Here is a 25,408-nt window from a genome sequence, read left to right on the forward strand (position 1 = left end):
TTTTGCGTTTGGGATGCCGGAAAAAAGCCGATGCGTTTCGGTGTTCTCCGCATTGAACTGCGCCCCCAGTTCGGCGATCTTTGACGTGCTCCCAATAAATTCGGCCATTTGGAACTGGAATTTTCGATTTATCATCCCTGCGGGGAGAGAGGAGAATTCCGATGAAGGCATCAAAGTTTAGCGAGGCGCAGATGGCGTTCGTTCTGAAGCAGGCGCAGGACGGCACACCGATCGGCGAGGTCTGCCGAAAGGCGGGCATTTCCGATGCGACGTTCTACAATTGGCGCAAGAAGTATGCAGGTCTGATGCCCTCCGAGATGAAGCGGTTGCGCCAGCTCGAGGAGGAGAATGCCAAGCTGAAGCGGATCGTCGCCGACCTGTCGCTGGACAAGGCAATGCTTCAGGATGTGCTGTCAAAAAAGCTCTGAAGCCTGCCCGCAAGCGTTCACTTGTCGACAAGGTCCGGTCCGACTGGAAGATATCCATCCGCCGGGCCTGCGCGGTCCTGAAGATCGACCGGTCGCTCTATGTCTACAAGTCGAAACGCGGCGAGCAGGCTGAACTGAAGCTGAGGATCAGGGATATTTGCCAGACACGCGTCCGGTATGGATATCGGCGCGTCCATGTTCTGCTGAAGCGGGATGGATGGCCGGTCAATCCGAAGCGAATCTATCGCCTTTATAAGGAGATGAGCCCGCAGCTGCGCAACAAGGTGCCGAAACGGCGCGTGAAGGCAAAGCTACGGTCAGACCGGACCGCTGCGACCCATTTCAACCATGTCTGGGCCATGGATTTCGTGCATGACCAGTTGGCGACCGGCCGCAAGATCAGGGTCCTGACGGTCGTTGATACCTTCTCCCGCTTCTCGCCGGTGGTTGATGCACGGTTCAGCGACAAGGGGGAAGACGTCGTCCAGACCTTGGAACGCACATGTCGCCAGATTGGCTACCCGGCCGTCATTCGTGTCGATAACGGCAGCGAGTTCATCTCTCGCGATCTCGATCTGTGGGCCTATCACAAGGGCGTTGTGCTCGACTTTTCCCGGCCTGGCAAGCCGACGGACAACAGCTTCATCGAAAGCTTCAACGGCAAGTTTAGGGCGGAGTGCCTGAATGCCCACTGGTTCATGAATCTTGACGACGCGCGGGTAAAAATGGAGGATTGGCGCAGAGACTATAACGAATTCCGGCCACACAGCGCCATCGGCAACAAGGCGCCGATTTCGCTCATGAACGGCTCATCGGCACCACCGCCGACCTGAGCCATAACCCCGGAAGATTCCAGCTCCCGCTGGCCCAAAATCGGGGAGCACGTCATGCGTCCTGACAGCCAACAGCATGGGGGATCGTGATGCCGACACCGTTCCGACTGTTCTATAGCAATGGCGCCGGCATCGCGATCACGAGAGCCGACTGCTCGCCATTGCTCAAGGGCTGATAGCAGCCGCCGAGATCGACCTGAAGGCGCATGACCGGCTGGCGGTCGCGAAAACGATGATGGAGCGCAAGCTGGTCGGACGACGGGCGTCGTCGAAACTGCCAGAATTGATCGAGCTGGTGATGGCGCGGCCGCTGGTTCATACCGGCACCATCGCCAAGGCGCTCGAGGTCACGCCGGAGGCGGCGCTCAGAATTTTTGAAGAGCTCGGGCTGCGTGAGATGACGCGCAGGGGGAGGTTTCGGGCGTGGGGGGCTTTAAACCCGAATGGCCTGCACGGTCCAGCGCGGCTGTCCGTTGGTCTATCTTTCGAATGAACTGCAATTTATGGTGGCATTGCGACCTTGAAGATGTATGATGCCCGGCACGCGTTTGGGATGTGGGGGCGCGCATGCAGTTCTACGGGCATAGCGACAAGGAGACGCCGCGGGACGGATGGCAGACGCTTGTCGATCATCTGGCTTCGGTAGCCGAAATGGCAGGCGGTTTCGCGCGCGCAAGCGGGCTGGAGCAGGCCGCTTTCATTGCCGGGCTGTTCCATGATCTTGGCAAATATGACCCGGCCTTCCAGGCCTACATTGCCGGCATCGGAGAGTCTGTCGATCATTCGACGGCCGGTGCGCGGGTTCTGTGTGACCTTGCACAAGGCAGGGACAAGGCCATGGCCGAGATCATCGCCTATGCGATTTTGGGCCACCATGCCGGGCTGCCCGATCGCCTGAATGAGACGGGTGCGTGTTTCGACATGCGGATGAAAAAGCCGCTCTTTCTCGATCCCGCCTGGCAGGCCGAACTGGGCCCGGATGTCGCCAGGCAGATCGACGGGCTTGCGCGCGCTCTGCCGCAGCCTGTGGACAAGGATTTGCAGCGCTATGCATTTACCCTGTCGTTCCTGGGTCGGATGATCTTCTCCTGCCTCGTCGATGCGGATTTCAAGGATACCGAAAGCTTCTACGTCTCTCTTGGCCAGAGGGCGGTGGATCGCGACTGGCCTCGGTTGCAGGGTCTGTTGCCCGGCTTTCAGGCCAGATTTGATGCGCATATGGGCCGCTTCGCGTCGAGGGCGGTGGCTTCGGAAACGTCGCAGACGCTGAATGCCCTGCGTGCCGACATCCTTTCCCATGTGCGGGCCGGCGCTGCGAAGGGGCCGGGCTTCTTCACACTGACCGTCCCGACCGGCGGCGGAAAGACGCTGGCGTCGCTGGGCTTTGCGCTGGACCATGCCGGCATCCACGGCCACGACCGGATCATCTACGCCATCCCGTTTACGTCGATCATCGACCAGACCTCGGCGATTTTCCGCAGCGTGCTCGGCGAAGAGCATGTGCTGGAGCACCACGCCAACATCGATGAAGAAAGATTCGATGCGCGCGAACGTCGCGACAAGCTGAAACTCGCCATGGAGGATTGGGCGGCGCCGGTTGTGATCACCACGAATGTCCAACTGTTCGAAAGCCTGTTTTCCGCGCGTCCGTCGCGCTCGCGCAAGCTGCACAACATCGCCAATTCCATCATTATTCTGGATGAGGCGCAGACCCTGCCGCGCAGCCTGCTTCTGCCGGTGATGCAATCGCTGGAGGAACTGGTCCTGCGATACGGCTGCACCGTCGTTCTGTGTACCGCCACCCAGCCGGCCCTTGCGCGGCGCGAGGGGTTCGAGTTGGGTTTGCCGCTCGATGCCGATCGCGAGCTGGCGCCGGATCCGGAGGGGCTGGCCCGGCAACTGGCCCGCACGCGCATTCGCCATCAGGGTGTGCTGGACGATGCCGCGCTGGTGGAGACGCTCGGCGTGCGCGAGCAGATGCTGGTGATCGTCAACAGCCGCCGCCACGCGCTCGACCTTTACCGCCAGGCGAAGGCGGCTAATCTCGACGGGCTGGTGCACCTGACGACACGGCAATATGCAAGCGACCGGCGACGCATTCTCGCCGAGGTTCGCAGGCGGCTACATGACGGCTTGCCCTGCCGGCTGATCGCCACGAGCCTCATCGAGGCCGGCGTGGACGTGGATTTCCCGGCCGCCCTCAGGGCAGAAGCCGGCCTCGACCAGATCATCCAGGCGGCCGGCCGCGTGAACCGCGAGGGAAAACGCCCGCGCGACGACAGCGTGGTGACGGTCTTCACGCCAGCGGACCACAAGCCGCCGCGGGAGATCGCCGGCCTGATCGGCGACATGAAACGGATCATCGACAAGCACCCGGACCTGACGGCGCCGGCCGCCATCGCCGACTATTTCGGCGAGGTCTACTGGCGCGTCGGCAGGGTGGGGCTCGATGCGAAAGATATTCTCGGTCGCTTCAATCTGGCGTCGGGCGGCACTGATTTCGCCTATCGCAAGGTGGGCGAGGACTTCCGCATGATCGAAAGCGGGCTCGCACCGGTCATCATCGCGATCGAGGACGAGGCAAAGCTCTGGGTCGATAAGCTTGGGCTGGCGGATGTACCGAGCGGCCTGCTGGCCCGAAAGCTCCAGGCCTTTACCGTGCAGGTGCCCCCGAAGGCGCGTGAACGACTGCGTGTCTGCGGCCATGTGGCGTTCGTTGCGCCGCATCTGCGCGGCGATCAGTTCGCGGTGCTGCAGAAGGCCAGCCTCTACGATCCGCAGCTGGGGCTGATCTGGGAGGATGCGGATTATCTGGCTGCGGAGGATCTGTTGTGGTGACCATATCGTGCGCGGGAGGTCCGAAGTGCGCGATGGGTCTGTGTTTCGAATGTTTGGCGCAAGAGCCGCGGTGAGGGCTGACGACGGTCGTTCGGCGATCCGTGAAAGAGATTGAACATAAGAAAAGACAGGGGGAGATGTGACCTACGGAATTCGTCTCAAGGTTTCGGGCGATTATGCCTGTTTCACGCGGCCTGAAATGAAGGTCGAGCGCGTCTCCTACGACGTCATGACACCATCGGCGGCACGCGGCATTCTGGAAGCGATCCACTGGAAGCCGGCGATCCGCTGGGTGGTGGATGCCATCCATGTGCTGGAGCCCATCCGCTTCCAGTCGATCCGCCGCAACGAGGTGGGCCACAAGGCGCCGGCCGGCAAGATCAAGTCCGCCATGAAGCGCGGCGATCTGGAAGGGCTGAACCTGCTGGTGGACGAGGACCGCCAGCAGCGCGCCTCCCTCGTTCTGGTCAGGCCCGCCTATGTCATCGCCGCGCATTTCGAGATGACGGACAGGGCCGGCGCGGAAGATAATGAGGGCAAGCATCTCGACACGTTCAACCGCCGCGCCGCCCGCGGCCAGTGCTTTCACCAGCCCTGTCTCGGCACCCGCGAGTTTGCCGCCCATTTCGAGCTGTTGGACCCGAGCGCCGATCTGCCGCCCGCCATCGACGAGACGCGCGACCTTGCCTTCATGCTGTTCGATATCGATCATCAGGCGAAGGGCAGGCCCTCGCTGTTCTTCCGGGCGCAGATGGAAAAGGGCGTGGTGCGCGTGCCGCATCCCGCATCGGCGGAGGTGCGTCGATGAGCATTCTTGCCTCGCTGGCCAAGGCTTACGAACGGCTGCCGAATGCGCCGGCCTTCGGCTACTCGTCTGAAAAGATCGGCTTCGTCATTTCGCTCAACGAGGATGGAACGGTGGCGCAGGTCATCGACTGGCGTGAGGGGGAGGGGAAGAAGGCCAGGCCACGATTGGTCGAGGTGCCGGCGTCTTACAAACGCCCGGGAATAACGCCGCGTGCCTTTTTCCTATGGGACAATTCCGCTTATGTCTTGGGAGTAAGCGCTGATGATTCAAAAGATTGCTCAGCTCGGCATGCTGCCTTCAAAGACTTTCACGTCCTTGCCTTGGCGGATTCGGTTGATCCTGGACTGGTGGCGGTTCGGTCCTTTTTAGAAAAATGGACACCAGATCAATTTCAGCTACCTCAGTGGTCTGAGGAGCTGAAAGATCAAAACATCATTTTTGCGCTCGAAAGTGAGCGGCAAACTCGGTTCATCCATCAAAGTGCAGAGGCACGCTCTTTATGGGCTCGCATTTCCGCTAGTGAAACAAGCGATCTGCAGATTTGCTTGGTTACGGGCGAAAAGGCTCCGGTCGCTCGGTTGCACCAAGCTATCAAAGGTGTTTGGGGAGGGCAGGTCGCCGGGGGATCTATAGTTTCTTTCAACCTCGACGCTTTCACCTCCTATGGTCATGAAAAGGGAGACAACGCTCCCGTCTCGGAAGCGGCCGCCTTTGCCTACATCACGGCGCTGAACCGCTTTCTGGAGCGCGACAGCGGCCACCGCATCCAGATTGCCGACGCCTCCACCGTCTTCTGGGCCGACGCGCAGGACATGGAAACGGCCAATCTGGCGGAGGCGGTCTTCGGCTTCCTGTTCGAGGCGGATGCGGCTGCCTGCGAGGAGATGAAAGCGGAGGAAAAGGCCTCGACGCGCAGGATCGGCGTGACGCTGGAGAAGATCCGCCAGGGTCTTCCGCTTGGCGATGTCGAGCCGGAACTGAGAAAGGGCGTCCGTTTCTATGTGCTCGGTCTGGCGCCCAATGCGGCACGCCTGTCGGTCCGCTTCTATTTCGAGGACGATTTCGGCCAGCTCACCGAAAACTACCAGCGTTTCATCGCGGATATGCACATCGAGCCGCCCCCGCGCGGCGGCACGCCGCCGCTTTGGCGCTACCTCCAGGAAACTGCTGTCCTCGGCAAGCGGGAGAACATCACGCCCAATCTGGCGGGGGAGTGGATGCGTGCCATCCTTGCCGGCAGCCGCTTTCCGTTGACGCTGATGTCCTCCGTCCTGACGCGCATCCGCGCGGATGGGGAGGTGAATGCGCTGCGGGCCGGCATTCTCAAGGCTTTGCTGATCCGAAATTTCAAGATGGAGGCACCCGTGGCACTCGACGCGGACAATACCAACAGGGGCTATGTGCTCGGGCGGCTCTTCGCCCTTTACGAGGAAATCCAGCGCGCCGCGCTGGGCGGCAAGGTCAATGCCACGATCAAGGACAAGTTCTACGGCTCGGCGTCGGCCACCCCGCGCAAGGTCTTCGCCGTGCTGGAAAGCGGATCGGCCAATCACCTTGCCAAAGTGCGCAAGACCAACCCGGGCCGGGAGGTGAACCTTCAACGGGCATTGCGCGGCGTCATGGATCTGATGAGGCCCAACGACGATCCGGCGAGGGACCCCTTTCCCGTCTCGCTGACCGCGCAGGAGCAAGCCTGGTTCGGCCTCGGCTACCATCACCAGCGCAGCGACTTCTTCAAGAAAATCACCGAAACCGCATCCGAAGGGTAAGAGGCATGAACACGATCACCAACCGCTACGATTTCGCCCTGGTTTTCGAGGTCATCAACGGCAATCCGAACGGGGATCCCGATGCGGGCAACCTGCCGCGTCTGGATCCGGAAACCAACCGGGGCCTGGTGACGGATGTGAGCCTCAAACGCAAGATCCGCAACTATGTGGATCTTGCCCGCCATGGTGAGGAGGGTTTCCATATCTACGTCGAAGAAGGCGCCATTCTCAACGACAAGCATCGTCAGGCCTACAGGGCACTGCGCCCTGATGACGTCAAGGTCGGCAAGGATGCCAAGCTGAACCCGAAGGACGATGCCGAAGCCCGGCAGCTGACGGCCTTCATGTGCAGGAACTTCTTCGATGTGCGCACCTTCGGCGCGGTCATGTCCACCGGCGTCAATTGCGGGCAGGTCAAGGGGCCCGTGCAGATGAGCTTTGCCCGCTCCGTGGAGCCGATCCTGCCGCTCGAAATCTCCATCACCCGCATGGCCGCGACCAATGAGGCGGAAAAGAAGCAGAAGGCCGAAGGCGACGATTCCAGCGATCGGACCGACAACCGCACCATGGGCCGCAAGCACATCGTGCCCTACGGGCTCTACGTCGCCCATGGTTTCATCTCCGCCAAATTCGCCGAACGGACCGGTTTCTCCGAGGCGGATCTCGACCTTCTGTTCGAGGCGCTCGGCACCATGTTCGAGCATGACAGATCAGCGGCGCGCGGCGAGATGGCAACCCGCAAGCTGATCGTTTTCAAGCACGACAGCGCGCTTGGGAATGCACCGGCCCATGCGCTTTTCGACCGCATTCACATCGGCCGAAGCGTGGACGGGGCGTTCCGCACCATCGACAGCCGCCTCGACAATCTGCCGCCGGCACGCGCCTTCTCCGACTACATCGTCACCATCGACCGGGACAACCTTCCCACCGGTGTCGAGATCATCGAAAGGCTCTGACGCGGTGACCGGCGGGGCGCGCATCATGGCAGTGGAGGAGCAGGAGCCGATTCCGCTTTCTGCCCTCCAGCATGCGGTCTACTGCCTGCGGCAGGCGGCCCTGATCCATATCGAGCGCGCCTGGGCCGAGAACCGTTTTACCGCGGAGGGAAACGTGCTGCACGCGGTGGCCGACAAGGGCGGCAAGCGCAAGGTCCGCGGCGTGCGCCGGGTGATGGCCCTGCCGGTTGCCAGCGCCCGGCTGAACCTGTCGGGCATTGCCGACGTGGTGGAATTTCTGGCCGACGGCGAGGCCGAGACGGCCTATCCGCTGGAATACAAGCGGGGCAAGCCAAAGCTCCACCGGGCCGACGAGGTGCAGCTCTGCGCGCAGGCGCTTTGCCTGGAGGAGATGACCGGCAGGCTCGTGCCGGAGGGGGCGCTGTATTATGCGGAAACCAGACGGCGGGTCGTGGTGCCCATCGACGATGACCTGCGTCGCCTGACGGAGGATACGGTTGGCGCGCTTGCGGAGGTGTTTCGGTCCGGCAGCACCCCGCCGCCGACCACGCGGCGCGAACGGTGTCGCGCCTGCTCGCTGATCGAGATTTGCCGGCCTGACGCCGTTCAACGTCCCGTGCGGGCCTGGCGGACGCGCATGGTCGAACGCAGCCTTGCTGGCGAAGGCGACGGATGAAAAAGCTCCTCAACACCATCTACGTGACCACCGAGGGTGCCGCACTTCGCAAGGACGGTGAAAATCTCGTTGCGGAGATCGAGGGCGTCGAGCGCAGCCGCGTGCCGTTCCATATGCTTTCCGCCGTCGTCGTCTTCGGTGCCATCCACGTCTCGCCGCCGCTGATGGGCGCCCTGGCTGCGGCCGGCATCACACTCACCTTTCTGGACCGCAACGGACGGTTTCAGGCGCGGCTGGAAGGTCCGGTCAGCGGCAATATTCTGCTGCGGCGGGCGCAATACCGCGCGTGTGACCAGCCGGAAGAGGTCGTCCGTTCCCTCCTCATCGGCAAGATCGCCAATCAGCGCGCCGTCCTGATGCGGTCGCTGCGCGACTACGGGGACGATCATGCCCCGCAGGACCGCGCCAAAGTTGTCGATGTCACCGACAGGCTGGCGCGCATTCTGCGCCGTGTCGAACTGTCCGACGACACGCTGGATCGGCTGCGCGGCTCGGAAGGCGAGGCGGCCAATCTCTATTTCTCCGTCTTCGACACGCTGATCCGGTCGCCAGATCACGAGATGCGCTTTGCGGCGCGCTCCCGGCGCCCGCCGCTCGATCCGGTCAATGCGCTTCTTTCGTTTCTCTACACGCTGTTGACGCATGACTGCCGTTCGGCGCTGGAAAGCGTCGGGCTCGACCCTTCCGCCGGATTTCTCCACCGCGATCGGCCCGGCCGCCCGAGCCTGGCGCTCGACCTGATGGAGGAGCTTCGCCCCGTCCTTGCGGACCGGCTGGCGCTCTCGCTGATCAACCGCCGCCAGTTGCGGGCCGGCGATTTCGAGCGGCAGGAGGGCGGCGCCGTGCTGATGCGCGATGAGGCGCGCAAAACCGTGCTGACCGCCTGGCAGGAACGAAAGCGCGAAGAGCGCCTTCATCCGTTCCTTGAGGAAAAGGCCCCCCTTGGTCTCGTGCCCTACCTGCAAGCCCAGATGCTGGCGCGCCACCTGCGCGGTGACCTCGACGCCTATCCACCCTGGTTCTGGAAGTGAGGCACGACCATGCTGGTTCTCGTCACCTATGATGTGCATACGCTGGAGGGAAACGGCCCCGCACGCCTGCGCGCCGTGGCGAAAGCCTGCCGCGACTACGGCCAGCGCGTGCAGTTTTCGGTCTTCGAGATTGAGGTGGACCCGGCCCAATGGGTGACGCTGAAGGCGCGTCTGGAGAGCATCATCAATCCGGATGTGGACAGCTTGCGCTATTATTATCTTGGCGCAAACTGGCAGCGGCGCGTGGAACATGTGGGCGCCAAGCCCGCCACCGATCTCAATGGCGCCCTCATCATATGACCGCCCGCCGCCGCCTCGCAGATCGCGACCGAAATCCTGGCGCGAACCCCAAGCGTGTCGCAAAAGCCCGCCATGTTCGCACCGCGAACCGCTCCTTGAAATCGTGAAGTTTTTTGCGGTGCGGCGCATTCACCGCTCCGGCATGACCCCTTCGCCACCCCCGTTCGCGACGGCGACCTTTACGACCCAGCAAAATCCGTGCTTTAGAGCAAGCCAGTCGCCTCCCTCGCGGAGGCGTGGATCGAAACGCTTCGACGGTGCGCCCCGATGCGCTCGGGTGGGTCGCCTCCCTCGCGGAGGCGTGGATCGAAACTTCGCCCACCACATCGAGGCCATCGGCGCCGTGCGTCGCCTCCCTCGCGGAGGCGTGGATCGAAACTTCATCAGGTCATCGGCGGTGACTGGCGACGGAGGTCGCCTCCCTCGCGGAGGCGTGGATCGAAACGCCGCTGACCGTTTTGACTGACACGACATAATCGGTCGCCTCCCTCGCGGAGGCGTGGATCGAAACTTTCCTGACGAAATCGGGAAGGCAAGGCCGTAAGGTCGCCTCCCTCGCGGAGGCGTGGATCGAAACCCATTACCACATATACGGGAATAATCGACATAAGGTCGCCTCCCTCGCGGAGGCGTGGATCGAAACCTTCGATCCGCCTCCTGGAGCAGGGACGCTAATGTCGCCTCCCTCGCGGAGGCGTGGATCGAAACATGACGCAACCCTGATCTCTTTAATGCGGTCGATGGTCGCCTCCCTCGCGGAGGCGTGGATCGAAACCCTGGTGGTAGAGGCACGGCAGATATGGTTCGCCGGTCGCCTCCCTCGCGGAGGCGTGGATCGAAACTCGTGTTGGAGAGCACGTCATAGGTTGTCGGGTGGTCGCCTCCCTCGCGGAGGCGTGGATCGAAACACGACGCAGGTGTTGACGTTCGTCCCGCTGGCCTGTCGCCTCCCTCGCGGAGGCGTGGATCGAAACTGTTGTCCGCGATCAGCCTGCCGCCGCTCTCGCAGTCGCCTCCCTCGCGGAGGCGTGGATCGAAACGCGCATGCGCGAAGGCGGCGGAAACTGCTCAAAAGTCGCCTCCCTCGCGGAGGCGTGGATCGAACTTTGGTGCCGTCCGACGCATGGTGGATAGAGCTGGCTCGGGAAATCTGCACAGCGGGGATAAGGGGGATTTCTGCCTGACTTCGGCTTAGATGCCGGGAACAGGAGAGACCATGACGGGGCGACCGCGCCGGAACCACAGCCCGGCTTCCAAGGCGAAGGTGGCACTTGCCGCCATCCGAGCTGAGCAGACCCTGGCGGAATGTCCCCGCAGTTCGACGTGCACGCCAACCAGATCAAGCAGTGGAAGACCAACTTCTTGAGGGGGCGACGAGCGTTTTCGGCGATGAGGCCAAGTCGGAACCAGCGGGTCCACTTGTCGATGTCAGAACGCTTCACGCCAAGATCGGAGAACTGACGCTGGAGAACAATTTTTATCCAATGCGCTCGGCAAGGCAGGATTGTCGGGCGGAAAGAAATGATTGACCGCTCGCAAAAGCTATCCGTGGTTCGCCAGGCGAAGCTTCTCGGCTTCAGTCGTGGAAGCGTCTATTATCTGCCGCGTTCGGTATCAGACAGAGATCTGGCCCTGATGCCGTGGATTAACGAATTGCAGCTCGAATATCCATCCGCGGGCAGTCGGATGTTGCAATGGCTTTTGAGAGGAGAAGGGCAGAGTGTAGGGCGGCTTTGACCTTGCCAAGAAAGCGTATCTGGTCCGCGACGACACAGCGGCAGTCTGTGTTGGAAGGACGGTTTATGTCTATGTTCATCGCCCGTCTCCTTTGGCTGCGATAGTTGCGTCCGCCGCAGTTTCGCCTGAGCTGATCGCGGACAGGATCAGTTCGAGCGCCCAGGAGGCAGCCTCGCCGGCCTGGGTGCCGTCGAGGCCGCCGTAATCTTTCACGACCTCCCATGCGCAGGCGGAATAGAGCAGATGTGCCAGTGCTTCGATCTTCTTGCGTTGAGCATTCGGTAGTGCTTCGAGTTTCGGAGCGAGAGCCGCCGAGAAGTCCTGGCGCCGCTCGATGATCGTCCCTGTGCGCATTTCCCGCCTAGTCCGGGAGTGGATCGCTCCCCGAATGGCTGCCTCATGGGCATCGAAGAGCGGGAATGCTCTTCATGGCCCGTCCGATACATCCTCGACCGTCGTCGGCTTGACGGAGGATCCAACGCGCGCGTTGAGCCAAGGCCAGAACGCCCGCAGTAACTCTTCCTTGCTCTCAAAATGCCGGAAAATCGTCCGGTGTTGCACACCCGCCTGGGCGGCGATCGCATCCATTCCCATGTCGTCCGGGCTGCCAGCACAACCTCGGGGGTGCTCCAACAAATGTCGGGGCTATTCAGGTGGTGTCGATCGATCTGTCCGAGATCTGGCTCACGTGATGCCGACAATCGTTCGCCGGGACGGCACTATGACGCCCGTGCCAGCCGTCGCAGAGCCTGGGGCGGTTGGCCGTATTGGCGCATGAACGCCTCGCGCATCCGCCGCAGATCGATGAAACCCGCCTGTTGCGCGATCTGATCGAAGGAGTGACGTGTTTCTTCGATCATCAGCCGCGCCGCATCGAGCCTGATCTGCTCCACAGCCTTGGCAGGCGTCTGCCCCGTTTCGGCGCGGAAGGCGCGGCTGAACTGCCGAGGCGAAAGGGCGGCCACGTCTGCCAGTTCATCTACGGTCAAAGGATTGGAGAGATGCGCTTTCGCATGAATCAGGGCCTTCTGGATACGGTCGCTGCTTGGCGCGAGTTCGAGCAGTTCCGAATGCTGGGACTGCCCGCCCGCGCGGCGATGGTGCATCACCAGTCGCCGGGCAATGGCACTGGCCATGTCTCGCCCCAGATCCTTCTCGATCAGGGCGACGGCGAGATCGAGACCTGCCGTCAGACCTGCAGAGGTCCACACAGCACCCTCGTTGATAAAAATGCGATCCTCCTCGACCTGCACATTGGGAAACGTCTCGCGCATCTGCCGGGCATAGGACCAGTGGGTGGTGGCCCGTCGCCCGTCGAGAAGCCCCATTTGCCCGAGCAGGAACGAGCCCGTGCAAAGACCGGCAACGCGCCGCGCCTGCCGTGCCGTCGCGCGGAGAGTATCAAGCGTAGCCTCATCCTGCTGCGGGGGCGGAACCAGTCCTGCCAGAAGTAGCAGCGTATCGACAGTGTCCAGATCGGAAAGCTTCGTGGTCGGCACGGCAAAGCCGCTGGAGGAGACAACGGGGCCACCGCCGACCGAGGCAATGGACATAGCGTAATAGCTGTCCCCTCTCAGGGTATTGGCCAGTTCGAAGGCCGCCTGCACGCCAAGCGCCAGAAACTGAAAACCAGGTGTGAGCACCATGGAAACATGCGGCATGCCGTCTCTGCCTTCGCGTCCTGAAAACGTAGTTTATACGTCATATCGGACGTCGCGCTCTTCGTCCATAACAATCGCGTCGGGAGCGATTGACGCTCTCCTTCCTCAAAAGGATTAGACGCATGGCCACCTTGGGAACTGCCCTTATCACCGGCGCTTCGACCGGCATCGGCGCAATCTACGCTGATCGCCTTGCCGCCCGCGGCTACGATCTCACGCTCGTTGCCCGCAACGCGGACAAGCTTCAGGCGCTTGCATCGGCGATTTCGGACAAGACGGGGCGCGCCGTGGACGTGCTTGCCGCCGATCTCGGCAGGCCTGTTGATCTGGCCCGCGTGGAGAAGACACTGCGCGAGGATGCGAGCATCACCATGCTCGTCAACAATGCCGGGATCGGCACCCATGCGACGCTGCTGGACAGCGATGTCGAGCGGATGGACGCGATGGTGCGCCTCAACGTCACCGCCCTGATGCGGCTGACCTATGCGGCGGTTCCGGGCTTTGTCGCGCGCGGCGGCGGCACCGTCATCAATATCTCATCGATCGTGGCGGTCGCACCGGAATTGCTGAACGGCGTCTATGGCGGCACGAAAGCCTTCGTCCAGGCCTTCACGACGTCATTGAACCACGAACTTGCCGACAAGGGCATTCGTGCACAGGCGGTCTTGCCCGGCGCCACTCGCACCGACTTCTGGGCGCTTGGCGGCCTGCCCGTCGAGCACTTGCCGTCGGAGATCGTCATGCAGGCGGACGATATGGTCGATGCCGCTCTTGCAGGACTGGATCACGGCGAAACCACCACGATCCCCGCGCTGAGGGATGTGGACCTGTGGCGGGCCTTTGAAGCCGCGCGGCGGGCGCTGGGCCCGCAACTGTCTGCAACGCAGGCAGCGCCCCGCTTCAGATCCACGCTCTGAACGTTTTCCCTTCCCCCTCTTGCAAAGGAAAATTGCGATGAAACTCACGGGCAATACCATCTTCATTACCGGTGGCACCAGCGGCATAGGTCGCGGCATGGCGGAAGCGTTTCACAAGCTCGGAAACCAGGTCATCATTTCAGGGCGGCGGACTGCCCTGCTGAAGGAGGTTACGGAAGCCAATCCCGGCATGGCATCGATAGAGCTCGACGTGACGGATCCGGACAGCATCAAGACGGCCGCACGCCACCTGATCGACACCTATCCAGCTCTCAACGTGGTGTTCAACAATGCCGGCTTCATGCCCTTCGACGATGTCTCCGGCCCGATCGACGACGCCGTGGCACAAGACCTGATCACGACAAACCTGCTTGGTCCCATTCGTGTCACGTCCGCCTTCATCGAACACCTTAAGTCGCAGCCGGAAGCAACCGTTCTCTACACGAGCAGTGTTCTGGCTTTTGTGCCGATTGCCAGCAATGCGATCTATTCTGCCACCAAGGCGGCCCTTCACTCCTACGCGCTGTCGCAGCGCTTTCAACTGCGCGATACCAGCGTCAGGGTGCAGGAAATCGCACCGCCGTGGGTGGATACGGACCTCATTTACAAGAGCGGCGATCCGCGGGCGATGCCCCTGCCGCAGTTCATTGAACAGACGCTCGCAGCACTTGCGACCGATGATCCGGAGGTGATCGTCGATGCCATCCGGCCGCTCCGGGATAATCCCGGCTCCAATGAACACACCTTGTTCCACGCGTTCAACCAGAGCATCGTCGACAACCCCATTCCCGTCGGCGCCTGACGCAAAGGATGCCGCTGCAAGCGGCGGCATCCTGCCTGTCGGCATTTTCATCCCTGAGCTTGGCCGGCTTCAGAGGCACGTCAGCCGACATTCAACATGATCATTGGAAAGCTCGGCCGCGCCCCGAACTTTCTCCGCGTGCTGTCCAGCAGCCAAGCCGTCATCGGTGCGCATGTCGGTCTGAACCGGGGCTAAGCAAGGCGTTTGACGTCAAGATCCGAGAGTGGAGGCTCGCGCTGGCGGTTGCCTTGGTCAACGGCTGCTGCAATGCTGCTACCACCTTCACAGGTTACACGTTTTCCAACCTCACCCGCGAGAAGATCGAACGGGCAAGGCAGGGTACTCCGAAGGGCCGCCGAATTTGCAAGCCCCCGTTTGATCAGGCCCCCGCAACCAAAACATGCCTGAAACGCACATTAAGCCTCCCTCGGGAGGCTTTCGGCGTTTAAGATCGCGGCAAGACCGAGCAGAACCATCCAACGCATATCGCTATAACCGCAGAAAAAGCCGACCGAAGCAGTGTTCTCAGGCCACTGCTTGCAGTTCGCACTTATCGGCGCAGGGTGACGGCACCAGGCCATCTGTCGGGGAACCCGAATGCCCTTTAACGATCCTGGTGAGGACGTTGGAGAGACAAGGCGAACGGCGCGACGGTATGTTGTTTGACGGGACGGTAAAAGGCCCCAAGGCACCCAAGGTTTTTTGCTGGCTTGCCTGCTGCTGTTAGCCCATGGAGACAGACCGATGAGGATAAAATTGACGGTGCCGTTGTGCCACGCCTGTGGCTGACGCTGCATGATGAGCGTCGCGCATAGAAGGCTTTCGACTGGGAGACAACGGACCGGCTTCACAGGAAGGGCCTGATCGGCAACCCTGCCAACAGGTCCAAGTCGTTGATGCTGACCGATGAAGGCCTGATGAGCTCGGAGGCTTTGTTCGGCAAGCTGTTTATGCGCCCGTCGCCATAGGCGTGCCTTGTCGGGTCATCACGGCGCCAACTCTTCATTTGCTGGGCCGGCTTTTCTCCCGCTTTCCATCCAGCCCACAATCTCCTCGCGCGGCCGCGGCCGTGAAAGGGCGTAGCCCTGCATCAGCGGGCAGCCGAGTTCTTCCAGAGTGGCCTGATCCTCCGGCGTCTCCACGCCTTCGCCCACCACTTCGAAACCAAACGACTTCGAGACATGGAGAACGGCATCGACCAGCGCCTGGCGCTCCGGCGACGCGGCAATGCTGTGGATTAGGCCGCGGTCAATCTTCACCCTGTGGATCGGGAGCGATTGCAGCGCGCTGAGCGATGAATAGCCTGTGCCGAAATCGTCGATCGCAAGGCGCACGCCGGCCTGCGTCAGGCGGTCGAGCTTGCCCTTGACCGCCGCCGGATCGATGGCGACCTCCTCGGTGATTTCGATTTCCAGCATGCTCAAGGGCAGGCCGAGAGCCTTAAACTCGCTGATGACGAGTTCGTCGACGGACATCTGCGTCATTTCGCGCGGCGAGACATTCATGGCGACACGGACGTCGTCGAAGCCGTTTTGTCTGAGCAGCGCCACCATTTCGGTGATCTCGCGCAGGATATAGCGCAGGAGATCGCCCGACAGACCGGACAGGGCGGAAACGGCGACCAGTTCCATCGGCGGTATGAAACCGTGTGCGGGATGTTGCCAGCGCACCAGAGCTTCGAGCGTGTCCACGCGCGTCCCGTTCTCGGCCATGATCGGCTGATACCACATGGTCAGCGCCTGCTGCGCCATGGCTGCCGCAAGGTCGCGCTCGATGTCGCGCGTCATCTGTGCCCGGCGGCGAAGCGCCTCGTCGAAGATCCGGAAGCGGTTGCGCCCTGTGTTCTTGGCGGCGTAAAGCGCGACATCCGCGGCCACGAGCAGCGTGTCGAGATTGTCGTCATCGCATTCGCAAATGCCGATGCTGACGCCAATGCGTCCGGCGGGAAGTCGGGCGAAGGGGGCGGCGATGGCGGCGATGAGATCCTTGGCGATCGCCTCGGGGCCGGCATCTCCCGCAGGCAGATCGACCAGCGCGGCGAATTCGTCGCCACCCAGCCGGGCCAGCGGCGTATCGGCGGGCAGATAGGCCCGCAGGCGGCCCGCGACCTCGACCAGAATCATATCCCCTGTCTTGTGGCCGAAAGCATCATTGATCGTCTTGAAGCCGTCGAGATCGAAAAGCAGCAGGAAGTGCCGCCCTGCGACGTGCTCGTCTCGCCTGGCTGCGCCTTCGGACAGTGTCTCCTGTCCTGTCTGGCCCCGCGAGACCAGAACCTCGGCAAAACCCCGCCGGTTGAGCAGGCCGGTGAGATCATCATGGGTGGCCCGCTCGCGCATGTCCCGGGCAAACAGCGTGATGCGATGGTTCGCCGTCTCCAGCGATCGGGACAGGAATGTCGCTTCGTTCTTGAGCCGGCTCTGGTTGTCGACGAGCTCCTCTCCTACACGCGATCCGCGGATCAGCGCCAGGAGGTAAAGAAGGACCGTCGCGGCGAGCCAATTGCGATCATAGCCGCCGCTATAGAGCAGGCAGCCGATGAGGGAGACGAGCGGCGGCGTGATGAAGACGATCGGAATGACGGCATAGGCAAAGCCATGGGTGACGGCGCCGGCGGTGATGCCGCAGACGACAGCGAGGTAGAACACGGTTTCTGGCGTGGTGTAGCCGTCGCAAAGAAAGGGAATGAGCGCCCAGGCAAAGCCGGAGAGAAAGGCGAAGACGCAGTGCAGAGTCAAATGCCTGCCGACGGACAGGGCCCTGCGGGATGCGCGCGCGCCTGTGGCTTCGCCCGGCTCGCGCCGGTCATTTCCGATCGGATAACGGCAGAAGAGAAGCCGGGTAATATTGATGGCGAGCGAGAAGGAAAACCACAAGGCGCCCGCCGCGCCCTTGCCGGCATGGATCGCCACCGCCAGGGCGGCCACCCCTAAGAGCATGTTCACCGGGATGGAAATCGCAACCGTTTTTCGGACGGCCCGCAACTTGTCCAGAACGATCGCGTCGTTCAGAGCTGAAGCCGTCATGGCAACTCTCTCATTCTCGATGTCGGCGGCTCTCGAGGCAAAGCACCGCTGACCGATGGATCGCCAAACAGCGGCGATGACGTGGCTATGAAACACTGCCGGGGGCAGTCGCTCAAAAGAATGACAGGACCGAGCCAGGGCCCGATCCGGCAATCGTCTTTTACGGCACGGTGTCCGCCGCGAAAGCGCGGGCTTGCAGATTGCGCCTATCCGGGAAAGCGGGAGCCGAAAGGCCCTGTCCTCCTTCTGACGCTTTGTCCTGCACCAAAAGCCTCATGCTTCGGCCGGACATCCGCAAGATGGTCAATTCGTCCAATAAAAAGGTTGCAAAACACTGAAACTCGGCAGGCGAATCGGGCTTCATTTAACCTTAGACGCGCGTGTTTCCTGGCGGTTGCCGGCGAAGGACGGATATCGGCCCTTTTCTCAGGGGATGGGCGCTCACCGCCGTCGCGGCGATGTCAAGACGCAGCGGGGTGCGATTGCCCGGGGCATGCGGGGTCTCTTGTCACGCTGAAGCTCGTTGCTATGCCGCCTGTCCCGCAAAACCCGTTCCCCTCTCTGCGCGATATGCGGTAGCCGGCTTGCCGCGCAGACGCGCTGGCTGCCGTGCGAGTGACAGGGTCGGCATGGCCGGCATGGCAAAGGCCCCGCCGGGACGGCAGGGCCTTTGTTTGTTTAGCGGGGCATCGTCGTGAGCCAGGGGATGGCGATCAGAGGGCTCGCCCTGCATCCCCGGGTGCGGGAGGTTAGTTCTTCACCGTGTCCTCGAGGAAGAAGCGGCCGAGCGGGTTCTGGTAGAAGTTGGTGACGTTCTTGCGCATCACGTTGATGTAGGGGCTGTAGTAGAGATCGATCCAGTTGACGTCGTCCTTGGCGATCTTCTGCAGCTCGACATACATGGCCTCGCGCTTGGCCGGATCGGTTTCGAGACGGGCGGCGGCGACGAGATCCTTCACATGATCGTTCTTGTAGCGAGTCATGTAATTCATGTTGGTGTCGTGGCCGAGCGTGAAGGTGGTCTTCTGGTCGGGGTCGAGAATGTCGTTGGTCCAGTACATGACCGAGATGTCGTAATCGCCGTCGATCAGCATGTTCCAGCTCTGGCTGGGATCGACCTTCTGCAGATTGGCGGTCACGCCGGCCTTGGCCAGCTGCTGCTGGACCAGCACGGCGATCTGCTCGTCGGTCTCCTTGCCGGCATTGACGAGATAGTTCAGCGTCAGCCCTTCCGCGCCGGCGGCCTTCAGCATCTCCTTGGCCTTTTCCGGGTCATAGGGCCGCTGCAGATTGTCGGCATAGTGATAGAGCGCGCCCTTCGGAATGTAGGAATTGGCGATTTCGCCGATGCCGAAAGTGGCGGCGTCGACGATCGCCTTCTTGTCGATCGCCATGTCGAGTGCCTGGCGCACTTCCTTCTTGGCCAGAGCGCCGTGCTCGTGGTTGATCAGCATGTGATCCTCGCGGGTCGAGGGATCCATGCGCACGGTGAGGTCGGCATTCTTCTGCAGTTCGGAAACGCGGGAGAAGGGCACGTTGATCGCCGCATCCAGCTGGCCGGCCTGGACATTGAGAATGCGGGTGTTGTCGTCGGGAACGACGATCCATTCCACGCCGTCGAGGCTGACATGGGAGGCGTCCCAGTAGCCGGGGTTCTTCTTCAGGATCACGCGGTCGCCGCGGCGCCATTCCTCGACAGTGAAGGCGCCCGAGCCGATCGGCTTTTCGGCAAAGCCGTCCGGATCGGCCTCCACCACGCCCTTCGGCAGCACGGAAGCATTCGGCAGCGCCATCATCGAAATGAAGGGAACCGACTTGCCCTTGAGCTTGACCACCAGCGTCTTGTCGTCTGCGGCCGTTGCCGTGTCGATGATCTTGAAGCTGTCGGACCAGAGCGAGCCCTTGTCGTCGCGGATGCGCGTCAGCGAGAAGGCGGCGTCGGATGCCGTTACCGGGCTCCCGTCGGAGAACTTGGCGTCGCGCAGCTTGAACGTATAGGTCAGGCCGTCATCGGAGATCGTCCAGCTTTCGGCAAGCCCCGGCTCCAGCTTGGTGCCGGTGCGGTCGACCCGCACCAGCACGTCGAACACGTTGGAGAACACCCAGTTGTCGACGTTCTGCGCCGATTTGATCGGATCGAAGGTGGTGGAATCCTCGTTGCGGCCAATGGTCAGCACGCCGGCGGCCTCGGCATAAGAGGCCGAGAGCGACAGGAGGGTGGCGAAGGCGGCAAGCTTGGCTTTCGTCATCTGCGATTTCATGCGGGCTGTCCTTTGGTGAGCGGGGAGGAGAGGGGGGCGCCCGACAGCGGCCGGTCCGGGTCGATGTCGGGAATGGCGGCGATCAGATTGGCGGTATAGGCTTGGGAAGGTGCGGAGAAGACGCGATCGGAGGGGCCCTCCTCGACGATCCTGCCGTGATGCATGACGACCACGCGCTGGCAGAGCGAGCGGACCACGGCGAGATCATGGGCGATGAAGACCAGCGTCAGCTCCATGGTCGCGACCAGCTTGCGGAACAGCGCGACGATCTGGGCCTGGATGGTCACGTCGAGCGCAGCGATGCACTCATCCGCGACGATCAGGCGCGGCTCCACCGCCAGCGCCCGGGCGATGCCGGCGCGCTGGCACTGGCCGCCGCTTAAGGAGCGGGGCTTTCGTGCGGCGAAGGAGCGATCGAGTTCCACCAGATCGAGCAGTTCGCCGACGCGGGCGTTAATGGCGGCGTCCGGCACCTTCCTGTGCACCCGCAGCACCTCCGCCAGCGTCTCGCCGATGGTGAGCCGGGGATTGAGCGAGTTGTAGGGATCCTGAAACACCATGGCGGCCTGGCTGTGCAGGGCCTTCAGCGTTTCCGCGCGTTTCAGGGACAGGCTGTGACCATCGAAGGTGACGTGACCCTCGGACAGAGGCGTCAGCCCGAGCATGGCACGCGCGAGCGTCGACTTGCCCGAACCGCTTTCCCCGACGATGCCGACCGTCTCGCCCGGCAGGATCTGCAGCGAGACGCCGCCGACTGCGCTGAAGGTCTTGCGGCGGGAGAGAAGGCCGCCGCCGACGGGAAAGCGCACATGCAGGTCATCGATCTCGACCAAAGCGCGCGGCCGGGGCGATACGATCTCTGACTGCGGGCTGCGGCCGGGCGCGACCTCGGCCGGCATGGAAGGGTGGCTGGCAATCAGCGCCTGCGTATAGGCCTCTGCCGGCGCGGAGAGGATCCGGCGCTTCTCGCCCACCTCGATCAGCCGGCCATGGCGCATCACGGCGATGCGGTCGCAGGTCTGGGCAACGACGCCGAGATCATGGGTGATCAGGATGATGGAGAGGCCGCGCGCCTTGCGGATCTCAAGCAGCAGCGTGAGGATCTGCGCCTGGATGGTGACGTCGAGCGCGGTGGTCGGCTCGTCGGCGATCAGGATTTCCGGATTGCAGGCCAGCGCGATGGCGATCATCGCCCGCTGGCGCATGCCGCCGGAAAACTCATGGGCGTAATTGCTGAACTGGCGCGGCGGATCGGTGAAGCCGACCTGAGCCATGATCTCGAGCGCTGCCGTTCTGGCCTCGACCCCTCCAAGTCCCTGGTGAAAGCGGATGCCCTCGGTGATCTGGTCGCCGATGCGCATCACGGGGTCGAGATGGCTGGTCGGGTTCTGGAAGATCATGCCGATGCGCGCGCCGCGGATCGCCTGAAGTTCGACGGCGGACGCGCCTGCAATGTCCTGCCCGTCGAGCAGCACCGCGCCGCCCGTGCGCTTCAGGCTGCGCGAGGGCAGAAGGCCGACCAGGCTGCGGCAGAACAGGCTCTTGCCCGAGCCGCTTTCACCGACGAGGCCGAGGATTTCGCCCCTGTTCAGATCGAGCGACACCGTGTCGAGCAGGGTGCGCGGCGTGTCGCCGTCCTCGACGGTAACAGTCAGATCGCGCACGCTGAGAAGCGGATGGGCGGCGGTCATTCATTCACTCCCATCAATTCGCCCAGCGCATCGCCGATCATGGAAAAGCCGAAGGCGAGCACGACGATCGACAGGCCGGGAAACAGGGTGATCCACCAGGCCTGGGTGACGAAGCTCTGGCCTTCCGCCACCATCACGCCCCATTCGGCCATGGGCGGCTGGACGCCGAGGCCGAGATAGCTGATGGCCGCGCCCGAGAGCAGCACCAGCACCGCATCCGACATGGAGAAGACCAGCGAGCCGGCCACCGCATTGGGCAGGAGATGGCGGAACAGGATGCGCAGGCGCGAGAAGCCGAGGCTGACGGCGGCCATGGCGTAATCGCTGTTCTTCAGCACGAGAATCTGCGCGCGGATCAGCCGGGCATAGGAGACCCAGCCGACCAGCGCCATGGCGATATAGAAGCTCGTCAGGCCCGGGCCGAGAATGGCGATGATCGACAGCATCAGCACCAGGAAGGGGAAGGCGAGGATGATGTCGATCAGCCGCATCAACGCCGTGTCGATCAGCCCGCCGAAGAAGCCGGCAAAGGCGCCGATGACCGTGCCGATCACAAGCGGGAAGGCGACGCCGATCAGGGCGATCTGCAGATCGATGCGTGCGCCATAGAGCACGCGCGAGAGGATGTCGCGGCCGAAATTGTCGGTGCCGAAGGGATGGGCAAAGCTCGGCGGCTGCAGCCGGGCGGCGGCATCCTGATAGATCGGATCATAGGGCGCGATGAGGGGCGCCAGCAGTGCCACCAGCACGAAGGCGCCGAGAATGGCGAGGCCCGTGACCAGCGTGGCCGGGCGGGATTTCAGGGCCGCGGCGCTCACAGCTTCACCCGGGGATCGGCGGCGACGGTGGCGATGTCGGCCAGGAAATTGACGAGCACGGTCGCGCAGGCAAAGACCATGGCCACGCCCTGCACCACCATGTAATCGCGCGAGAAGATCGCCCGCACCAGGAGCTGGCCCATGCCCGGCAGGGCGAAGACGCTTTCCACCACCACCGTGCCGCCGATCAGCCAGCCGATGTTGACGGCGAGCAGATTGATGGTCGGCGCCACGGCATTGGGCAGGACATGACGCCAGAAGACGATGCTTTCCGGCATGCCGCGCGCGCGGGCGGCGGTGGCGACATCCGATTTCAGCCATTCCACAATGGCCGCGCGTAAAGAACGCATCAGCACCGTCGACAGCGACAAGGCGATGGTGAGCGAGGGCAGGATCAGGTGCACGAGCTTGTCGCCGAGCGTGCTGCCATAGCCTGAGACGGGCAGCACCGGAAAGGCGACCGCGAGCAGCAGGATCAGCATCAGCGCCACCCAGAAGGGCGGAAAACCGATGCCGAAGGTGGAGACGACCCGCACGAGATGATCGACCGGCCGCCCATGGTTGCGCGCGGCAAGGGCTGCCAGCGGCACGGCGATCAGCACCGAGAGCAGGACGGCGGAGAATACCAGCGCCAAAGTCGGCTCGATGCGCGTGGCGATCAGCGGCAGAACGTCGATCTTGTAGGTGATCGACTTGCCCATCTCGCCCTTCAGGAGATTTTGCAGGAAGTAGAAATATTGCATCCAGATCGGCTCATCCAGCCCGAACTGCGCGCGGACATTGGCGATCGCCGTGGGCGTGGCGCGGGCGCCGAGCAGCACGCGGGCCGGATCCCCGGGGATCAGCCGCACCAGCACGAAGGTGATGATGCTGACGCCGAAGATCACTGGCAGGAACTGCAAGGGGCGCGTGAGGATGAAGCGGTAGCGATGCATCGTCAGCCCGAGACCTGCGAGAGGAAGGCGAGGAGCGGCGGATAATAGCCCTCGGGATTTTCATAGAAGGGCATGTGGCTGGCATTGCGCACGACATTGACGGTGGCGCCCGGCGGCAGCGCATTCTTCATTCTGAGCGCGCAGGCCGGCGTCAGCTCGTCATGCTCGCCGACGACGATCAGCACCGGCGCGGTGATCCTGGGCAGGTCGGGAATGCGGTTCCAGTCCTTGAGATTGCCGATATAGAGGAATTCGTTCGGGCCCTGCATGGTCTCGTAGGGCCCCATGTTCCAGTCCGAGAGGGAACGGTTGACCGGCGCGGGCCATTCCGGCAGGCGGCAGACATGGCGGTAGTTCAACAGCGTGATCGCCGCCTGATATTCGGGATGGCTGAAGGTGCCGGCCGCCTCATGCGCCTGCATCATCGCCACGGTCTCGGCGCCGAGCGCGCCGCGCAGCCGCTCCAGCTCGCTGACCAGATGCGGCATGTCGGCCACGGTGTCGGCAAGGATCAGGCTCTTGACCGCGTCGGGATGCGTCAGAGCATAGTCGATCGCCAGCCAGCCGCCCCAGGAATGTCCGAGCAGATGCACCGGCCCGAGGCCGAGGGCCTGGCGCACCGTTTCCGTTTCCGCCACATAGCGGTCGATCGTCCAGAGTGCACGGTCGGTCGGCCGGTCGGAGGCGCCGGTGCCGAGCTGGTCGAAGGCCACCACCTTGAAGCCGTGATCCTTCAGGCAGGAATGCGCCTCGCGCAGATAGTCGCAGGGCAGGCCGGGGCCGCCATTGAGGCAGAGCAGCGTCTGCGGCCCTTCGCCGAAGACATAGGTGACGACCCTGTGCCCATCGACCAATATCTCATGCCGTTCGTCCGGCGCGATCTCGTGCCACATGGTCCTGCCTTCCGCGATGCACAACATTTATGCAAGCCTATTTTTTAGAGGAATTTCCCCTCAAAACCAGCTATCACAAGTGATAGGGTGCTGAAGCCGTCGCAAGCAGATCAGGCGGCACCGGTGAAGGTGACGGGGCGCGTGATGGACATCATCGAGATCGAGGAGCGTTTCGCGGCCGGCGACAGCCTGTCCGGCCAGATCGACACGCTGTTTTCCGCCATGCAGGCCTTCGGTTTCGACACGCTGATCTACGACTACACGCCCGTGCGCTACGATCTCGACGGCAGGCTGATGATGCCGACCGTGCTGGAGCTGCGCAATATCGACGAGACCATGCGCGACTACTGGTTCGGCCGCGGTTATTTCCGCCACGATCCGGTGCAGCACGTGGCGCTCGGCACCACCGCCCCCTTCTTCTGGAACTACGATCCCAAGGCCGAGACCCGCATCCGCGCCTTCATGAACGAGGACACCGCCTGCGTCGCCGATTTCCTGGCCGAGCGCGGGCTGACCGCCGGTGTCACCGTGCCGGTCCATCTGCCCGGCGGCGACTATGCCACGGTGACCGGCATCCGCGCCGGCGACCCCGCGCGGCTTGAGCGCGAGGCGCGGCTGTGTCTCGGCGAGTTCAGCCTGATGGCGCATCTGTTCCAGCGCGCCGTCGGTGCGCAGGTCGCCCGCCAGGCCACCGGCCTTGCACGGCTGACGGCGCGCGAACGCGAATGCCTGCGCCATTCCGCCGACGGCCTGTCTGCCAAGGAAATTTCCCGCCTGATCGATCGCTCGGTGCCGACGGTGGTGATGCATCTCAACGCCGCCACCCGCAAGCTCGGCGCCAAGAACCGCACCCAGGCCGTGGCCAGGGCCGCGCATTTCCGGCTTCTCGATCCGCCGCACGCTTCGTAAGGCCGCGCCGCCGCTCCGGCCGCGGCGCGATGCCGGGACGACCCGCTGACAGGGTGCCACCCTATCAGTTGTGATAGCTGCCGCCGCCCCGCCGCCCCGCCTATGCTCCCCCGCATCGA

General features: G+C 62.9%; 20 protein-coding genes, 3 pseudogenes and 1 CRISPR repeat array. Of the genes and pseudogenes, 14 read left to right on the top strand and 9 right to left on the bottom strand.

The window, feature by feature from the left end; genetic code table 11:
* Nucleotides 1-161 precede the first annotated feature (161 nt).
* The 10 genes and pseudogenes from BJF92_RS00960 to BJF92_RS25690 form a co-directional block, all read left to right on the top strand.
* A protein-coding gene (locus BJF92_RS00960; protein WP_143523850.1) for an IS3 family transposase occupies nt 162-1,261 on the top strand; the annotation gives its coding sequence in 2 pieces (ribosomal slippage) (nt 162-414 and nt 414-1,261; 1,101 coding nt in all).
* Nucleotides 1,262-1,385: 124 nt separating this feature from the next.
* Nucleotides 1,386-1,754, top strand: a pseudogene (locus BJF92_RS00965) (helix-turn-helix domain-containing protein); the annotation flags it as partial.
* 74 nt (nt 1,755-1,828) lie between these two features.
* Nucleotides 1,829-4,099, top strand: a complete 2,271-nt coding sequence (locus tag BJF92_RS00970) for a CRISPR-associated helicase/endonuclease Cas3 (protein ID WP_075633007.1) — start codon at nt 1,829-1,831, stop codon at nt 4,097-4,099.
* A gap of 139 nt (nt 4,100-4,238) precedes the next feature.
* Nucleotides 4,239-4,907, top strand: coding sequence for a type I-C CRISPR-associated protein Cas5c (gene cas5c / locus BJF92_RS00975; protein WP_075632906.1), 669 nt, complete (start codon nt 4,239-4,241; stop codon nt 4,905-4,907).
* Entirely contained in the window at nt 4,904-6,676 is a 1,773-nt protein-coding gene (gene cas8c / locus BJF92_RS00980) for a type I-C CRISPR-associated protein Cas8c/Csd1 (RefSeq protein ID WP_075632907.1), read from the top strand. The genes cas5c and cas8c overlap by 4 nt, the downstream gene beginning before the upstream one ends.
* A gap of 5 nt (nt 6,677-6,681) precedes the next feature.
* A complete protein-coding gene (gene cas7c / locus BJF92_RS00985) occupies nt 6,682-7,632 on the top strand; it encodes a type I-C CRISPR-associated protein Cas7/Csd2 (RefSeq protein ID WP_075632908.1) in 951 nt (316 codons plus the stop codon).
* Nucleotides 7,633-7,657: 25 nt separating this feature from the next.
* The gene (cas4, locus tag BJF92_RS00990) at nt 7,658-8,308 is read left to right on the top strand and encodes a CRISPR-associated protein Cas4 (protein ID WP_075633008.1); all 651 of its coding nucleotides are present in this window, start codon (nt 7,658-7,660) and stop codon (nt 8,306-8,308) included.
* On the top strand, nt 8,305-9,339 hold the full coding sequence (cas1c, locus tag BJF92_RS00995; protein WP_075632909.1) for a type I-C CRISPR-associated endonuclease Cas1c: 1,035 nt from the start codon (nt 8,305-8,307) through the stop codon (nt 9,337-9,339). The genes cas4 and cas1c overlap by 4 nt, the downstream gene beginning before the upstream one ends.
* A 9-nt stretch (nt 9,340-9,348) precedes the next feature.
* Nucleotides 9,349-9,639 (top strand): CRISPR-associated endonuclease Cas2, encoded by a 291-nt coding sequence (gene cas2, locus BJF92_RS01000; protein ID WP_075632910.1) that lies wholly within the window; start codon nt 9,349-9,351, stop codon nt 9,637-9,639.
* 216 nt (nt 9,640-9,855) lie between these two features.
* Nucleotides 9,856-10,745: a CRISPR direct-repeat array (repeat unit 32 nt; unit sequence GTCGCCTCCCTCGCGGAGGCGTGGATCGAAAC).
* 89 nt (nt 10,746-10,834) lie between these two features.
* Nucleotides 10,835-11,373: pseudogene (locus BJF92_RS25690) on the top strand (IS3 family transposase); the annotation flags it as partial.
* A gap of 78 nt (nt 11,374-11,451) precedes the next feature.
* Here BJF92_RS25690 and BJF92_RS25905 read toward each other — a convergent pair.
* The 3 genes from BJF92_RS25905 to BJF92_RS01025 form a co-directional block, all read right to left on the bottom strand.
* Nucleotides 11,452-11,730, bottom strand: coding sequence for a hypothetical protein (locus tag BJF92_RS25905; protein WP_075632911.1), 279 nt, complete (start codon nt 11,728-11,730; stop codon nt 11,452-11,454).
* 72 nt (nt 11,731-11,802) lie between these two features.
* Entirely contained in the window at nt 11,803-11,964 is a 162-nt protein-coding gene (locus tag BJF92_RS25910) for a helix-turn-helix domain-containing protein (RefSeq protein ID WP_245294623.1), read from the bottom strand.
* Nucleotides 11,965-12,095: 131 nt separating this feature from the next.
* Complete coding sequence (locus BJF92_RS01025) at nt 12,096-13,037, bottom strand: GlxA family transcriptional regulator (RefSeq protein WP_075632912.1); 942 nt, start codon at nt 13,035-13,037, stop codon at nt 12,096-12,098.
* A gap of 122 nt (nt 13,038-13,159) precedes the next feature.
* On the opposite strand from BJF92_RS01025, the gene BJF92_RS01030 reads away from it, so the two are divergent.
* The 3 genes and pseudogenes from BJF92_RS01030 to BJF92_RS25915 all read left to right on the top strand — a co-directional run bounded on the left by BJF92_RS01030 (nt 13,160) and on the right by BJF92_RS25915 (nt 15,724).
* Entirely contained in the window at nt 13,160-13,954 is a 795-nt protein-coding gene (locus BJF92_RS01030) for an SDR family NAD(P)-dependent oxidoreductase (protein WP_075632913.1), read from the top strand.
* Nucleotides 13,955-13,991: 37 nt separating this feature from the next.
* Nucleotides 13,992-14,756 (top strand): SDR family oxidoreductase, encoded by a 765-nt coding sequence (locus BJF92_RS01035; protein ID WP_075632914.1) that lies wholly within the window; start codon nt 13,992-13,994, stop codon nt 14,754-14,756.
* Nucleotides 14,757-15,466: 710 nt separating this feature from the next.
* Nucleotides 15,467-15,724: pseudogene (locus tag BJF92_RS25915) on the top strand (DUF6429 family protein).
* 18 nt (nt 15,725-15,742) lie between these two features.
* Here the strand turns inward: BJF92_RS25915 and BJF92_RS01045 are convergent.
* From BJF92_RS01045 to BJF92_RS01075, 6 genes are all read right to left on the bottom strand, one after another.
* Nucleotides 15,743-17,782: a putative bifunctional diguanylate cyclase/phosphodiesterase gene (locus BJF92_RS01045; protein WP_075632915.1), complete on the bottom strand. Its 2,040-nt coding sequence runs from the start codon at nt 17,780-17,782 to the stop codon at nt 15,743-15,745.
* 749 nt (nt 17,783-18,531) lie between these two features.
* Nucleotides 18,532-20,043, bottom strand: a complete 1,512-nt coding sequence (locus tag BJF92_RS01055; protein WP_075632917.1) for an ABC transporter substrate-binding protein — start codon at nt 20,041-20,043, stop codon at nt 18,532-18,534.
* Entirely contained in the window at nt 20,040-21,734 is a 1,695-nt protein-coding gene (locus tag BJF92_RS01060; protein WP_075632918.1) for a dipeptide ABC transporter ATP-binding protein, read from the bottom strand. The genes BJF92_RS01055 and BJF92_RS01060 overlap by 4 nt, the downstream gene beginning before the upstream one ends.
* The gene (locus tag BJF92_RS01065; protein WP_075632919.1) at nt 21,731-22,552 is read right to left on the bottom strand and encodes an ABC transporter permease; all 822 of its coding nucleotides are present in this window, start codon (nt 22,550-22,552) and stop codon (nt 21,731-21,733) included. The genes BJF92_RS01060 and BJF92_RS01065 overlap by 4 nt, the downstream gene beginning before the upstream one ends.
* Complete coding sequence (locus BJF92_RS01070) at nt 22,549-23,487, bottom strand: ABC transporter permease (RefSeq protein WP_075632920.1); 939 nt, start codon at nt 23,485-23,487, stop codon at nt 22,549-22,551. The genes BJF92_RS01065 and BJF92_RS01070 overlap by 4 nt, the downstream gene beginning before the upstream one ends.
* Before the next feature lie 2 nt (nt 23,488-23,489).
* Nucleotides 23,490-24,380, bottom strand: a complete 891-nt coding sequence (locus BJF92_RS01075) for a proline iminopeptidase-family hydrolase (protein ID WP_075632921.1) — start codon at nt 24,378-24,380, stop codon at nt 23,490-23,492.
* A gap of 144 nt (nt 24,381-24,524) precedes the next feature.
* Between BJF92_RS01075 and BJF92_RS01080 the strand changes: the two genes are divergently transcribed.
* On the top strand, nt 24,525-25,289 hold the full coding sequence (locus BJF92_RS01080; RefSeq protein ID WP_075633009.1) for a helix-turn-helix transcriptional regulator: 765 nt from the start codon (nt 24,525-24,527) through the stop codon (nt 25,287-25,289).
* The last annotated feature ends 119 nt before the right edge of the window (nt 25,290-25,408 follow it).

This window comes from Xaviernesmea rhizosphaerae (assembly GCF_001938945.1).
In the GTDB taxonomy this organism is placed as follows: Bacteria; Pseudomonadota; Alphaproteobacteria; order Rhizobiales; family Rhizobiaceae; genus Xaviernesmea; species Xaviernesmea rhizosphaerae.